10 protein-coding genes and 2 CRISPR repeat arrays are annotated in these 14,772 nt (G+C 70.5%); all 10 genes read left to right on the forward strand.

Going from position 1 to position 14,772, the window contains the following annotated elements; all coding sequences use genetic code 11:
* Window positions 1-94 precede the first annotated feature (94 nt).
* Entirely contained in the window at window positions 95-556 is a 462-nt protein-coding gene (locus SRB5_RS26710; RefSeq protein ID WP_153455992.1) for a glycine-rich domain-containing protein, read from the forward strand.
* Between the two features lie 106 nt (window positions 557-662).
* Window positions 663-1,364: a class I SAM-dependent methyltransferase gene (locus tag SRB5_RS26715; protein WP_407703983.1), complete on the forward strand. Its 702-nt coding sequence runs from the start codon at window positions 663-665 to the stop codon at window positions 1,362-1,364.
* A 302-nt stretch (window positions 1,365-1,666) separates the two neighbouring features.
* A CRISPR array of direct repeats spans window positions 1,667-3,526; the repeat unit is 29 nt; unit sequence CGGGACACCTCCGCTCGCGCGGAGAGCAG.
* A 213-nt stretch (window positions 3,527-3,739) separates the two neighbouring features.
* Window positions 3,740-6,658 carry a CRISPR-associated helicase Cas3' gene (gene cas3, locus SRB5_RS26720; RefSeq protein ID WP_153455993.1) on the forward strand — a complete coding sequence of 973 codons (2,919 nt, stop codon included), beginning with the start codon at window positions 3,740-3,742 and terminating at the stop codon, window positions 6,656-6,658.
* Window positions 6,659-6,876: 218 nt separating this feature from the next.
* Complete coding sequence (casA, locus tag SRB5_RS26725) at window positions 6,877-8,439, forward strand: type I-E CRISPR-associated protein Cse1/CasA (RefSeq protein WP_323378518.1); 1,563 nt, start codon at window positions 6,877-6,879, stop codon at window positions 8,437-8,439.
* Between the two features lie 40 nt (window positions 8,440-8,479).
* Window positions 8,480-9,139, forward strand: coding sequence for a type I-E CRISPR-associated protein Cse2/CasB (gene casB / locus SRB5_RS26730; protein WP_153455994.1), 660 nt, complete (start codon window positions 8,480-8,482; stop codon window positions 9,137-9,139).
* 34 nt (window positions 9,140-9,173) lie between these two features.
* The gene (gene cas7e / locus SRB5_RS26735; RefSeq protein WP_153455995.1) at window positions 9,174-10,355 is read left to right on the forward strand and encodes a type I-E CRISPR-associated protein Cas7/Cse4/CasC; all 1,182 of its coding nucleotides are present in this window, start codon (window positions 9,174-9,176) and stop codon (window positions 10,353-10,355) included.
* Complete coding sequence (cas5e, locus tag SRB5_RS26740) at window positions 10,352-11,164, forward strand: type I-E CRISPR-associated protein Cas5/CasD (protein ID WP_153455996.1); 813 nt, start codon at window positions 10,352-10,354, stop codon at window positions 11,162-11,164. Before cas7e ends, cas5e begins: the two co-directional genes overlap by 4 nt.
* The gene (cas6e, locus tag SRB5_RS26745) at window positions 11,161-11,829 is read left to right on the forward strand and encodes a type I-E CRISPR-associated protein Cas6/Cse3/CasE (RefSeq protein ID WP_153455997.1); all 669 of its coding nucleotides are present in this window, start codon (window positions 11,161-11,163) and stop codon (window positions 11,827-11,829) included. Before cas5e ends, cas6e begins: the two co-directional genes overlap by 4 nt.
* Window positions 11,826-12,809, forward strand: coding sequence for a type I-E CRISPR-associated endonuclease Cas1e (gene cas1e / locus SRB5_RS26750; RefSeq protein ID WP_153455998.1), 984 nt, complete (start codon window positions 11,826-11,828; stop codon window positions 12,807-12,809). The genes cas6e and cas1e overlap by 4 nt, the downstream gene beginning before the upstream one ends.
* A gap of 21 nt (window positions 12,810-12,830) precedes the next feature.
* The gene (cas2e, locus tag SRB5_RS26755; RefSeq protein WP_153455999.1) at window positions 12,831-13,148 is read left to right on the forward strand and encodes a type I-E CRISPR-associated endoribonuclease Cas2e; all 318 of its coding nucleotides are present in this window, start codon (window positions 12,831-12,833) and stop codon (window positions 13,146-13,148) included.
* Window positions 13,149-13,166: 18 nt separating this feature from the next.
* Window positions 13,167-14,660: direct repeats of the CRISPR family, unit length 29 nt; unit sequence CTGCTCTCCGCGCGAGCGGAGGTGTCCCG.
* The last annotated feature ends 112 nt before the right edge of the window (window positions 14,661-14,772 follow it).

Genomic DNA, 14,772 nt, shown 5'->3' on the forward strand with positions numbered 1-14,772 from the left:
ACCCTGAGGGATGACCACCGCGCGCCCCCGTGACCTGCTGCTCTGGCAACACCGCCCCACCCGTTCCCGTGGGGCCCGTCCACCGGAGGTCACGATGACCACTGCCCTCTCCCCCACCACGCCCGGCACGCCGACCGGCCCGGTCCGATCCGTACGCGACATCGTCCCGGCCGACCTGTGGGACAAGCAGGTCGGTCTCCTGATGCGGGACTACCCGTACGACTCGGTCATGGCCGCCCGCGTCCTCGGCCAGGGCTACGCCTACCTGCTCACCGCGATGGCCAAGCGCGGCCGGCATCTGGGCCTGGCGCCGAGCAAGCTCGTCGACATCGGTGTCCACACGATCATCCTGGACACCGTGGCGTTCGCCGAACTGTGCGAGAAGCACAACGACGGGCACTTCCTGCACCACGTCCCGGACATCGCGTTCAAGCACGACGGCTCGGTGATGAAGACCGCGCACCTCATCGCGACGGAGGGCTACGACGTCGACCTGCCCCTGTGGGCGGACGCCGCCGACTGCGGCCCCTGCCACCCGGGCAACGACTCGCACTGATCCCGCCCCCGCAGCCCCCGGACAACGTGTCCGGGGGCCGCGTCACGTCCGGGTGGGATTCTCCGGAACACCCCCGGACGCCCCGATCAGCCGCCAGGATGCCCGGGTGACAACCGCCACCCCAGACCTCTGGCACCACTACGGCCGCACCCGCGCCGCCAACGACCCGGACGTGCCCACCAAGTTCTCCTGGACATGGGACCAGCACACCGGCCCCGGAGCCGAAATCCTCGGCGACCTCACCGGCGCGGTCGTGGCGGACCTGGGCGCCGGAGCGGCCCGTCACGCCGCCCACCTCGCCGTCCACCACCAGCCCACCCACGTCGACGCCATCGACGCCTCCCCCGCCCAGCACGCGATGGCCTCCGGCCTGTACGCCGAGCTGACGCCCCGTCTGCACCTGGTGCACGCCGACGTCGTCGACCACCTCAGGGCCCACCCGGACACCTATGACGTGGCGTACGCCGTGTTCGGCGCCCCCGACTTCACCGACCCCCGCGTCCTGCTGCCGGTGGCAGCACGCGCCCTGCGCTCCGGCGGCCGGCTCGTGTTCTCCACCCTGGCCCACTACCGCAGCGGCAAGCCCGCGGAGACGGACGTGATCCCGGCGGACGTACCGGCGAAGCTGCCCGACGGCAGCGCGGCCACCCTCAGCCGGTGGGTGCTGCAGGCTCATGTCTGGGCGAAGCTCCTCAAGGCTGTGGGCCTGGTTGATGTCACCGTTGAGGAGTTGCCCGCCGTCGACGGAGGACCGGGCACCCTCCTCGTCACCGCGTCCCGTCACCGAATCGCGCAGTGGAGCGCCTGACAGGGGCCAGTTCGCGCGGAGAGCAGGACGTCGAGACCGCTGGCGGGGCCGCCCGGATCGGACACCTCCGCTCGCGCGGAGAGCAGTCGGGTTCTCCCGCCATTCGGCGGAGGCGCCACGGGACACCTCCGCTCGCGCGGAGAGCAGCCGGAGGCGTCGACGCCGATGGACATGGCCCGCGGGACACCTCCGCTCGCGCGGAGAGCAGCGCTGGCAACCGGGCTACTCCGACTGTTCCAGCGGGACACCTCCGCCTCGCGCGGAGAGCAGAAGAACCGCGCGGGGATCGTGCTGATCGAGAACGGGACACCTCCGCTCGCGCGGAGAGCAGGGCTACCCGTCCAACGAGGTGGTCGCGTCCGCCGGGACACCTCCGCTCGCGCGGAGAGCAGGCCCACTGGATTCCCGCGCCGCTGGTGCAGGGCGGGACACCTCCGCTCGCGCGGAGAGCAGTGGGATGCTGCCTTTCTGCGGCGCCGCGCCTGCGGGACACCTCCGCTCGCGCGGAGAGCAGTGCCCCCCGATGTCGCCGATGGAGTCGGCGATCGGGACACCTCCGCTCGCGCGGAGAGCAGGCTCGGCGACCGCGGCTCTGATCTCCCGGAAGCGGGACACCTCCGCTCGCGCGGAGAGCAGCCGTTGGGGCAGCCATCCTCGCCGGTGCGTGGCGGGACACCTCCGCTCGCGCGGAGAGCAGGCAGCGTCGGCCGGGCTCATCGTGTGCTGAGGCGGGGCACCTCCGCTCGCGCGGAGAGCAGGATCCCCGCAGCGCAGCGCAGCAACTCGGCCGCGGGACACCTCCGCTCGCGCGGAGAGCAGCACTGTGCCCAGTGAGGGCCGCCCGTTCTGGTCGGGACACCTCCGCTCGCGCGGAGAGCAGACCCGGCGCAGGTCGTCCACGCGCGGGAGTTCCGGGACACCTCCGCTCGCGCGGAGAGCAGCGGGCCGCGCCCTGAGCGGCCGGAGAGAGGGTCGGGACACCTCCGCTCGCGCGGAGAGCAGAGCGGGGCTGTGGCGACCTCGCGGCCGTGCTCCGGGACACCTCCGCTCGCGCGGAGAGCAGTCGCCGAACCGGTTCACGTTGCGCTGCTGAGCCGGGACACCTCCGCTCGCGCGGAGAGCAGGTCGGTCGGCCGACGCCGTCCGGCCTCCGGTAGCGGGACACCTCCGCTCGCGCGGAGAGCAGACGCAGTCTGACTGCGCCTGGCTGGCGGACGACGGGACACCTCCGCTCGCGCGGAGAGCAGCATTCACGGCACGCCATCGCTCAGTCCTCCCGCGGGACACCTCCGCTCGCGCGGAGAGCAGAGAGCGAAGCGAGAGTCGATCACGAGGATCCCCGGGACACCTCCGCTCGCGCGGAGAGCAGGACGAGCAGCCCACGTAGTGGGCGCTGCCGGGCGGGACACCTCCGCTCGCGCGGAGAGCAGCTGATGATGGGGTCGATAGACAGCGCCATTTCCGGGACACCTCCGCTCGCGCGGAGAGCAGGGGTGACGAAGTACACGCGGCGCCCCTGGAAGCGGGACACCTCCGCTCGCGCGGAGAGCAGGGGGCCTTGACGGTCGGGTTGCCCTGCGCGTCCGGGACACCTCCGCTCGCGCGGAGAGCAGGATTTGGCCTACGAGGGAATGGCAGAAGAATCCGGGACACCTCCGCTCGCGCGGAGAGCAGACGACCAGCCGCCGAGCTGGCGCCCGAGGTCGTGGGACACCTCCGCTCGCGCGGAGAGCAGTCCGTGTTGATAAACGGGCTGCTCACTGAGATCGGGACACCTCCGCTCGCGCGGAGAGCAGGCCCGCAAAACCCACTGCGCGGCCGGACACCCCGGGACACCTCCGCTCGCGCGGAGAGCAGATTTCATTCATACGCCAGGGCGCTACATGGACCGGGACACCTCCGCTCGCGCGGAGAGCAGTCAACCTCACCGGCACTGCGGAGGACGTGGAGCGGGACACCTCCGCTCGCGCGGAGAGCAGGCGCCTCCACGGCGGAATGCGGGTGCGGCGGTCGGGACACCTCCGCTCGCGCGGAGAGCAGAAGATGTCCACGACCCGCGTGCTGCAGAAGGCCGGGACACCTCCGCTCGCGCGGAGAGCAGGAGCTGGATGCCGCCCGCGAGTACGAGGAGGCCGGGACACCTCCGCTCGCGCGGAGAGCAGGCTTCGTGACCTGCAGCGTTAGGAGGGCTTGGCAATGTCTTTACCTTGCTGCAGGACGGATATCCGTGCCTGCCCCTCAGTCCTGCCGATCGCTGGATCCCTCCGCGCGCTGTGGGTCACTGAACCCAGAGCCTAGCCCGTGGCTTACCGCCCGGCAGCAACAAAGCCGCTGGTTGACGCGATTGTCAGTGGCGGTTGATAGAACCCCATGTTATGACTAATGAGCCCATCGGAGCCATTGACCCGCGACTTTGGGGCAAGGAAGACGGGCTGTCGCGGCCCTATCCCGTGATCTGCCATCTGCTGGATGTCGCTGCGATGTTCGGGCAGTTGTGGGACGTGGTGCTCGACGAGCCCGCTCAGGCGCGCATCGCGGGCGAGCTCGGGCTCGAGGCGGGAGACTGCCGGGCCGTGTTGTCGTTCTGGGCCGGGCTACATGATCTGGGGAAGATCTCTCCGCCGTTTCAAGCGATGGTGCCGGCTGCGTACAAGACCGTCGCCGCTGATCCGTCGTACGTGGCGGCTGCCGGCGCTGACAGGCTGCGGTTTCGACACGAGCTGGCTACGCATTGGTCGTTGATATCGCTGCTGACGGAGATCGGATATCCCGTTGCCCGCGTGCAGGCCAAGAGCCTGGCGCATCAGGTCGCGCAGTTCCTCGGAGGCCACCACGGGTGCTTCGCGGACGTGGTTTCGAAGCGAGAGGCTGCGGCCGCGGGCCTGTATCAGCCGGGCTTGGGCACGGAGGGCTGGGAGGAGCAGCGGCGTCGCCATCTGCTCCAGTTGCGGCGGGTGGTGGGTGCCGAGGCGGTGCCGACCGGGGAGTTGTCGGCGGTGACGGCGGTGCGGTTGTACGGGCTGGTGGTTTTGGCCGACTGGCTGGCGAGCGAGACCAGGTGGATCGAGCCGTTGCTGCCGGTCGCGGGGTGGATCGGGGACGAGCAACAGCTTGATGACCATTTCCGGAGGGCGGTCAGGGAGGCCCCACAGCGGGTCAGAGCAGCCCGTCTCGGGCGTGCGCGATTTCCCGAGATCTCGGCGTTCGAACAGCTTTTCCCCTTCAGTCCCAATGCGTTGCAGCACGACGTGGCCGAGGTGCTGCCTTCCGTAGCGGCGGACGAGGGTTCGGGCCTGATGGTCGTGACCGCGCCGACGGGGGACGGTAAGACCGAGGCGGCGTTATTCGCCGCGGCGGTTCTGGGCCGCGCGGCGGGGGCGCGGGGGTTGTATTTCGCGTTGCCGACGATGGCCACCGCAGACGCGATGTTTCCCCGGGTCGGGGAATTCGCCGGGCGGGCGCTGACGGGAGAGCGGGCGCTGATGCTGCTGCACGGTGCCGCGTGGCTGAGCACCGTCATGGACGGAGGCCGGCCGACGGAGAAACCCGAGCGCTGGAACACCACGGACCAGCCTGCGGTCCAGGACCACGACGCGGAGCCGGCCACCGCATTCAGCGCAGAGGCGCCGACCGCAGTGGAAGCGGACGCGTGGCTGCGCCAAGGGCGGCGCGGGTTCGCCGCTCCTCTGGGCGCGGGCACCATCGATCAGGTACTGGCCGGCGTACTGCCCCTGCGCTACAACGCGCTGCGACTGTTCGGCCTGACCGACAAGGTACTGATCGTCGACGAGGCTCATGCCTACGGGCCGTGGATGCAGACCCTCCTGGTTCGGCTCCTGGAGTGGCTGGGTGCCTTCCGCGCCCCGGTGGTGCTGCTCTCGGCGACTTTGACCGGCCGTACGGTGACGACGCTGGTCGACGCCTACCGGCGCGGCGCCGGTTTCCTCGAGCCGTGCGATGTACGTCCGGCTTATCCGGGGTGGCTGTTCGTCGGCGCCCGGACGGGCACCGTCAAGCAGGTCCGGGCGGTGGGCACGGAGCGGTCACGGACACTGGACCTGTCCGTACGACGAGTGGCCTGGGACGTTGACGACACCACCGCCGACCCCCGAGACGGCGGGCGCCGCAGCGCGCTGCGCGAGGTACTGACGCCAGTCGCCACGCAGGGCGGTACCGCACTGGTGTGCTGTACGACGGTGGCGCAGGCTCAGCAGACGTTCCGAGACCTGCGGAAGGCCTTCCCCGAACTGACCGGTCGGCCGGGCGGTATCCGTCTGCTGCATTCACGTTTCCCCGGCCTGCTGCGGCAGGAGATCACCGCCGACTGTGAGGCCGCCTACGGCAAGCCGGCCAAGGGCGAGACACCGCAGTCCCGGCCGGCGTCGATCCTGGTCGCCACGCAGATCGTCGAGCAGTCCCTCGACTTCGACTTCGACCTGGTGGTCAGCGACCTGGCGCCGCTCGCGCTGCTCCTGCAGCGAGCCGGCCGTGGCCGGCGCCACGCCCGCGGACCGCAGGGCCGGCCCGCGTGGGCGGCACAGGAGGACCGCCCGCCACTGGTGGTGATGGAGCCCGTCGACCAGGACGGGAACACCGCCCCACCCCGTGCCTGGGGTGACGTCTACGACCACGGACTGCTGCTTCGAACCGCGCAACTGCTGCGGCAGCAGACCGAGTCGGGGATCGAGATCCCCGGAGACGTACAGGATCTGGTGGATGCCGTGTACGCCGATGCCTTCACCGAGCACCTGAAGCAGGCCGGCGAGGCGGAGGTCCAGGCGATGGCGAGCCGTCTGGACCTCCTGGACCAGCGCCGTGAGGGCGCCCGTCTCGCGGAGGAAACCCTCGCCGCCATGACCGGTATCAGCCCGCCCCACCGAGTCCGCGGCGACCTGTCCCACCTCAGCAGGGGTACAGCAGAGGCCACCGAGGACTTCCTGACCACGCGCCTGGGAGCCGACACCGGCCGGGTGCTCCTGCTGTTCACGCAGGACGACGGGACGCAGACGCTCGACGAGGAGGGTGCGATCCCGCTACCAGGTCGCGGTGCTCCGACGCGTGCGACGGTGCGGCGGATCGTCTCCCGCAGCGTGCCGGTGCCCGGACGGTGGCTGCCCTCGATCGGCGAGCGTCCGGAACTGCCGCCTGCCTGGCGGAAGCAGTCGCAGCTGCGGGACGTGGTCCTGCTCCCCATGGAGCGCCAGGCCGGTGATCGGACCGATTCGATCTGGTTCGGTCAACTCGACAGACGGACCGTTGAGTTCAGCAGGCTGACCGGCATTGAAAGAATCTGATCGATTTGCCCGGAAGGGTCGCATCCGCAGTTGCTCAGTAACCAACCTTCCCTCAGATGCCGCGTCTCCCACCCCAGCAAGGCAACCCAAGGTGGGAACGCAGCACCTTCCCGCTCGTGCGGGAACACGGGTACGGGCCCAAGGCTCGTGTTCAGTACCCAACGGGAACACCTCCGCCTGCGCGGAGCCCACACCATGTTAGGAGCGTGAGCTGAGCGGTGCACCCATACCCTCTCGCAACTGAACCTTGGTTAGCGCCGCTGTGGACCCAGGCGGCCCGATCCCAGCACGGCCGACTCCCCGACCGGATAGGCCTGCGCACGCTCCTGGAGCGCAGCCACGAGATCAGCGCCCTCGCCATCACCCAGCCCCCCGCCTACGCGGCCGTGCTCCGCGTGCTCTACGCCCTCACCGCCCGGGTCACCGTGCTGGACGTCGACGACGACGGCAGCGGCGCGGACTGGTCGGAGCGCCGCCTGGACATCCTCGAAGCCGGCCGCCTTCCCGCCGACGGAATCGAGGCATACTTCCGCACCTGGGAGCACCGCCTCGACCTCTTCGACCCGGCCCGTCCCTGGATGCAGGACCCCCGCCTGGCCGACCAGTGCGACCCCGACCGCACGGCGGGCGTGAACAAGCTGATCCCGACCCGGGCCTCGGGCAACAACCACGCCTGGTTCTCCCACGTCCAGGACACCGACCCCGACCCCGTACCCGCCGACGAAGCCGTGCTCGGTCTGCTGACCTGGCACTACTACGGCCCCTCAGGCCGAGGCTCTGCCCGCGAGGTGAACGGCGAACGCACCGCGAGCATGACCGCCGGCCCGCTCCGAGGCGCCCTGTCCTACCACCCCGAGGGCACAACCCTGTTCGAGACCCTCCTCGCCGGACTCCTGCGCCCCGATCCAGACGTACGCCGCGAGCATGATCTGTGCCCGTGGGAGCGGGAGGATCTCCCGGACCCGGCCGGCCCGCCACCCGAGCCCCAGGGTCCCTGCTCCCGGCTCACCGCGGTCTCCCAGCACGCCCTCCTCCTCGTGCCCGATCCGCAGAACACGGGCATGGCCACGGACGCGTTCATCACCTGGGCCCACCGAGGCGGCCGGCTGCCCCGCACCGACCCGTACCTGATCTGGCAGATCAGCCAGCAGGGCAACGCCTACCCCCGCCCCGCCGACTCCGGCCGCGCGCTGTGGCGCGACATCGACGCCCTCCTGCTGAACCAGCCCGGCGGCACCGCCCAGGCCCAGCGCCCCGAGGTCTTCTCCACCGCACTGGAGATCACCGACGCCACGGAAGAACCACTGGCTGTACGAGCCCTGGGGTTCGAGCAGGACGGTCAGGCGAAGGACAGGCAATTCGTCGCAGGGCTGACCCCTCCCGTGCTGCACCACGCGGAGGAGAAGGACCCCAGGACCAGGCAGACCGCAGGCCTGCTGCGGAGCCTCGGCGAGCTGTACGGGCGACGGGTCGAGTACTCCGTCCGCCGGGCCTGCACGCTCTACATGCGCGAGGCCAAGCCGAAAGAGGCCGAGACCTGGGTCGAGCAGGCGGCAGCGCTCTACTGGCCCCAGGCAGAGGAGCGGTTCTGGGCCCGGTTCGGCCGGCTGCCCTCCGGCACGGTCCTCGACCGGGCGGAGACGAGGTCGGAATTCCTCCGGATCGCAGAATCCGTCTACGCAACCGTCACGCAGCCGGTGTGCCACACCCAGCGCGGCGCCCGTGCCGTGGCCGACGCCCGCATCGAGCTCTACGGCGGCCGCCCCGGCCCCCGGCGCTGAACACAACATCCCATCGGTCGTCGCGAGGAGAAGAACGGCCATGACCACCACCGCACCTGACGCATCCCGCCAGGACAAATACCGGGAATTCGTGACGTGGGTCGAGAAACGCTGCGCCGAGGACCCCGGAGTCCGAGTCGCCCTGCGCCGAGGACTCCGCCGTGAACTCGACGACGTACGCGGCATGCACCGCATCGTCGCGGCCTGGGTCCGCGAGGGCTGTCCCGAGGCCGAGGAACGCGCGTACTACGCCGTGGCCGCGATGATCGCCGACCGGCCCCGTCACGCCTACGCCTCCCCGGAGACGGACGACGGCGCGGATCCCGAACCGGTCGATCCCGACGAAGCCACTCCGAAGAAACGCCCCCGTCGCGACAGCCTCGGAGCCTCCTACGCCCGCGCGGTCCTCGCCCAGGCCGGCCGAGGCCTGCGCGAGGAGAACGCCGAAGCCCGGCTCAACCTGCTCACCCGCCAGAGCCTCACGGGTCTCCACCGCCACCTGCCCGGAAACGTCCGCCACCTCCGCGACACCGGAACCGAGATCGACTTCGCCGCCCTCCTGCACGACCTCGCCTCCTGGCCCCGCTTCTCCAAGCCCATCGCCCGCCGCTGGCTGCAGGACTACTACCGCACGCGAAAGACGCCGATCGAGAACGCCGCCAAGGACCAGGACCTCGACGCCCCCGCCACCGACGCCTGACCACGACCTCTCGTACGAAACGGAGCCACCGCCCATGACACACCCCGCCCGATTCATCGACGTACACATCCTGCAATCCGTACCGTTCGCCAACCTCAACCGCGACGACACCAACTCCGTGAAGACCGTCCTGTACGGCAACAGCCTCCGCACCCGCGTCAGCAGCCAGTGCTGGAAGCGGGCCAGCCGCCTCGAATTCGAGCGCGCCACCGGCGAGAGCGCCCTGCGGACCCGGCGCATCGCCGCGCCCGTCGCCGTCGAACTGGAGGAACAGCGAGGCTGGCCGAAGGAGCTCGCCGAGCGGGCAGGCGCGCACATCGCCGCCTGCGTGGGCAAATTCGAGGTCGAGACGACCGGAGAACCGAAGAAGCCCATCCCCAACCGCGTCATCACCAACGCGATGGTGTACGTCCCCCAGGTCGCGATCAAGGAACTCGCCGACATCGCCGAGGAGCACCGCGAGACCCTGGAACAGGCGAAGAACATCACCAAGAACGGTGACGTCAAAGCCTCCGCACTGCCCAAGGACAAGATCGACACCGTCCTGCGCAGCCGAAACTCGGTCATCAACCTCTTCGGCCGGATGCTCGCCGAGGTCGACCGCGCCGGCGTCGACGGCGCGGTACAGGTCGCCCACGCCATGACCACGCACGAGGCCGACCCCGACCTCGACTATTTCACCGCCGTCGACGACATCACCTCCACCTGGCAGGACAGCACCGGCAGCGCCCACATGGGCCACACCGAGTTCAGCGCGGGCACGTACTACCGCTACGCCACCGTCGACCTCGACGAGCTCGTCACCAACCTCACCGGCTTCGACACCGACATCCGGACCCTGCTGAACGCCTTCCTCACGGCGTTCACCCTGGCCGTGCCCCAGGCGAAGAAGAACTCCACCGCCCCGCACACACTCCCCCACCTGGTACACCTCGCCGTCCGTGCCGACCGCCCCGTTTCGTACGCGGCGGCCTTCGAGGAGCCCGTACGCGGGGGCGCACGCGGCGGCAACGCCGGCCCGTCCGTCCAGGCGCTCACCGACTACGCGGCCGCGACGGCCTTGTTCCTCGGCACAGGACACGTCGTGACCCGTGCCTGGGCCAGCCCCGAACTGAAGGACCTGTCCGAGGCACTGGGAAGCCGTGCCGACGGACTCGACGCCCTGCTCGGCCAGGTCATCGACCAGGCCCTCGACAGCCGGCGGCAGGACGCATGACACACCAGCCCTCGCCCGGCCTGCTGCTGAGGCTGGCCGGGCCGCTGCAGTCCTGGGGCGAGCACAGCCACTTCAACGACCGGGACACCCTGTCCTTCCCCAGCCGTTCCGGCGTCATCGGTCTACTGGCCGCCGCCCTCGGCCGACAACGTCACGAACCCCTCGACGACCTGGGCGACGTGAGCGTCACCGTCCGCGTCGACCGGACCGGCACCCGCATGCGGGACTTCCACACCGTCGGCGGCGGACTGTCCGGAACCCAGTCGGTCGTCACGGCCGAGGGCAAGCGGCGCAGCGGTGACACCTCCACCCTCACCAGCACCCGCTGGTATCTCGCCGACGCCGCCTTCACCCTCGCATTGACCCGCGACGCCGACGGGGTACCGGCGGCATGGGCCAGCGCCCTGGCGACTCCCCGGTGGCCGCTCTACCTCGGCCGCCGCTCCTGCCCCCCGGCCGGCCCACTGCTCCTCGGCCGCACCAGCGACGCTCTGGCCGACCTGGTGAACCTGCCGCTCGCCCGCTCCACGCCACGGGAAGACGTAACCCCGGTCCTCTTCCTGTCCGACCGACCGCTGTCCGCACTCCCGGTTCCGGACGACGATCACGCCGACCAAGAGCACTCCACCGTCCTCGACGACCCCCTCGACTTCACCCCGCACCGCCGCCGATACCGCGCCCGCTCCCTCTACCGACGCACCGTCCCGCTGCCCGCGAAGCAATGCACCGGATACGGGACAGCACACCTCAAGACACTCGCCGACTACGCCTCATCCACCTACACATCCGTGACCGGGAGCCGGACATGACGCTGTGGCTCACCCGCCTGACCCCCTCACCCACCTCCCGCCTCGCCCGCCGCGAACTCGGGGCAGCGGCCGGCAACTCCCTGCACCGCAGAGTGATGTCCCTCTTCCCCGACGACGACGCCGAACAGGCACGCGCCAGACTCGGTGTGCTCTTCCGGATCGAGGAGACCCACCGCGGCCCCCACGTACTCATCCAGAGCAACCAGCCGCCCTCCCCGGACCGGCTCCCCAACGGCTACGGAACCCTCGCCAGCCGCAGCCTGGACGACCTGCTCGACGCCCTGACACCCGGCCGCACCGTGCGATACCGCTGCGTCGCCTCCCCCGTCCGCAAACCCGGCGCCACCACCCGCGCTCTCTACGACCTGCCCGCGGTCGTCGCCCTGCACGGCAACGCAGCTGACGAGTGGTGGGAACGCCAGGCGGACAAGGCCGGCCTCAAATCCCTCTCCGTGCAGTCCCAGCCGGTTGATGCCGTGTACGACCGCCCAGACCGTACAGAACGCGACGCCAAGCCCGTACGTCACCATCGCGTCCGCTTCGACGGAACAGCCACGGTCATCGACCCCGACCAACTGCGGGCCGCCATCACCGACGGCATCGGCCGCGGCAAGGCATACGGCTGCGGACTCCTCAGCATCGCCCCCGCACCAGACCCCGCATGACCACTCCCCCACCGACACGCCCCGGCGACGCGCGGCGCCGACTGGCCAAACCGACCATCGCGATGCTCCCGCGCGTCGTGGACTCCCTGTCCTTCCTCTACCTCGACGTCGTGCGCATCCACCAGGACGACACCGGTGTATGCGCCGAGGTCACCACCGAGCAGCGGGGCCGCGAAACGGTCTACCTGCCCACAGCGGCCCTCGCCTGCGTCCTCCTCGGCCCCGGTACGTCGATCACCTCCCCGGCCCTGGCGATGTTCGCCCGCCACGGCACCACCGTCGTCATCTCCGGCATGGGCGGCGTCCGCGCCTATGCCGCGACCACACCGGCCAACCTCACCACCACCTGGCTCGAACACCAGGCCCGCGCCTGGGCGGACGACACACGCCGCCTCGCGATCGCGACCGCGATGTACGAAATACGCTTCGGCCCCGGGCAAGCCCCGGCCAACGCCACCCTCCAGCAACTGCGCGGCCTCGAGGGTCAACGCGTCAAAGCGCTCTACAAGCTTCTGGCGACCCGCCACCGCATCGGCCGCTTCCGCCGCTCCTACGACCCCGACTCCTGGGACACCCAGGACCCGGTCAACCTCGCCCTGTCCGCCGCCAACACCTGCCTGTACGGCATCGTCCACGCGGCGATCACCACTCTGGGCTGCACACCCGCCCTGGGATTCGTCCACAGCGGCAATCAGCAGGCGTTCGTCTACGACGTGGCCGACCTCTACAAGGCCGAACTCACCGTGCCCCTGGCGTTCTCGCTGCACGCATCAACCAACCCGGAGGCGGAAGCCCGGCGCTCATTCCGCGAAAGCCTCCGTCTTTTCCGCCTGATGCCCCGCATCGTCAGGGACGTCCAGACCCTGCTCGCCCCCGAGGAGGCCCCGGACCAGGACGACGACTCGGAGGAACAACTCGTGGACCTCTGGGACCCCGTGCTCGGCCCCATTCCCGGCGGGACGAACCATGCCCCCTCGTGATGCGAAAGGCCCGAGCCGCCCATGCCCGCGATGACAGTCATCTCCGCCACCGCAGTCCCGGACCACCTCCGCGGCGCGCTCTCCCGCTGGCTTCTGGAAGTCACCCCCACGCTCTACGTCGGGACGATCTCGGCCCGCGTCCGCACGGAGCTCTGGAACGCGCTCACCGCCGCAATCAAGGAAGGCAGCGCAGTCCTCGCCTACCCAGCAGCAAACGAACAGGGCTTCACCCTCCATACCGCCGGCCCGCAACGCCGGGTGCCCATGGACTTCGATGGCCTGACCCTGGTTGCGTTCCAGCGACTGGCGGTTGGTCAAGAGGAGGTAAAGTCCTCCTAGAACCGCAGGTGGCGAAGCCTGCTCTCCGCGCGAGCGGAGGTGTCCCGCCTGTGCCTGCGGCGGACGCGATGGACCGCGCCTGCTCTCCGCGCGAGCGGAGGTGTCCCGGAGGTCGGCCGATGACGACGCCGTTCACGTTCCTGCTCTCCGCGCGAGCGGAGGTGTCCCGACCCGGGCGTCGAACTCCTCCTGCGTCCGGTACTGCTCTCCGCGCGAGCGGAGGTGTCCCGGAACTGTCATGACCAGCCTGCCCGATACGGAACTGCTCTCCGCGCGAGCGGAGGTGTCCCGGATGCGGCCGGTCGTGCCATCAGTTCGGCCGTCTGCTCTCCGCGCGAGCGGAGGTGTCCCGCTGCGCCAGATCGGATTCCCCGTGGAGTGGATCTGCTCTCCGCGCGAGCGGAGGTGTCCCGGTGACCGAGCTGGTGTCGCGCTTGGCCGAGAGCTGCTCTCCGCGCGAGCGGAGGTGTCCCGCTCGCCGCGGTACTGCAGAAGCCCCCGTACAACTGCTCTCCGCGCGAGCGGAGGTGTCCCTCGATGCGGTCGGCGTGCCACTGGCGGCCGACGCTGCTCTCCGCGCGAGCGGAGGTGTCCCGCCCGTGCTCACCGCTGGTGTCTGATGGCTGCGCTGCTCTCCGCGCGAGCGGAGGTGTCCCGTCGGCATGCACCATGACGGAGCCCTCCGGTGCCTGCTCTCCGCGCGAGCGGAGGTGTCCCGCCGTAGGCCAGGGCCTCGGCCCGGGTCCACGCCTGCTCTCCGCGCGAGCGGAGGTGTCCCAGTGGGTGGACCGCAAGTTCACGCAGCGGGACATCTGCTCTCCGCGCGAGCGGAGGTGTCCCGACGGAGACGGAGCGGCTCCAGGATCTGGAGAACTGCTCTCCGTGCGAGCGGAGGTGTCCCGTCCGTGCAGATCCTGGATCCGGTCACGCCGGGCTGCTCTCCGCGCGAGCGGAGGTGTCCCGGCGGCCAGGCGGCGGCTCACCACGACGGGGTCCTGCTCTCCGCGCGAGCGGAGGTGTCCCGCCGCGGGACTCGACCGTGGACCGCTTCACGAACTGCTCTCCGCGCGAGCGGAGGTGTCCCGGTTCTGGCCCTGTCTGGGCCGGACGGGCGCCGCTGCTCTCCGCGCGAGCGGAGGTGTCCCGCTTCGTCTCGATGCGGTCCTGCACGACGCCGACTGCTCTCCGTGCGAGCGGAGGTGTCCCGGCCGACGGCTTCGTGCCGATCAGCATCGAGGCCTGCTCTCCGCGCGAGCGGAGGTGTCCCGGCTTCGCGACGGGCGTCCAGGTCCTCCTCGAACTGCTCTCCGCGCGAGCGGAGGTGTCCCGCCGGCGTTCCAGGAGTTGCGGGCCGCTGTGCACTGCTCTCCGCGCGAGCGGAGGTGTCCCGCTCACCCGGGGGCGGGTATGCCCGGCGTGTCCCTGCTCTCCGCGCGAGCGGAGGTGTCCCGAATGCCGGCAGGAGTTGCACGACGGCGCCCATCTGCTCTCCGCGCGAGCGGAGGTGTCCCGTGCGCCTGCAGCGCCAGCGCGGCCCGGTCCAGGTGCGCCCTTCACCGCCATGCCGCCCGAACACCACTGCTCTCTCACGTAAGGGAATTCCTCCCTCCGGGACACGAGTAGC

Source organism: Streptomyces smaragdinus (assembly GCF_009604385.1).
Classification (GTDB): Bacteria; Actinomycetota; Actinomycetes; order Streptomycetales; family Streptomycetaceae; genus Streptomyces; species Streptomyces smaragdinus.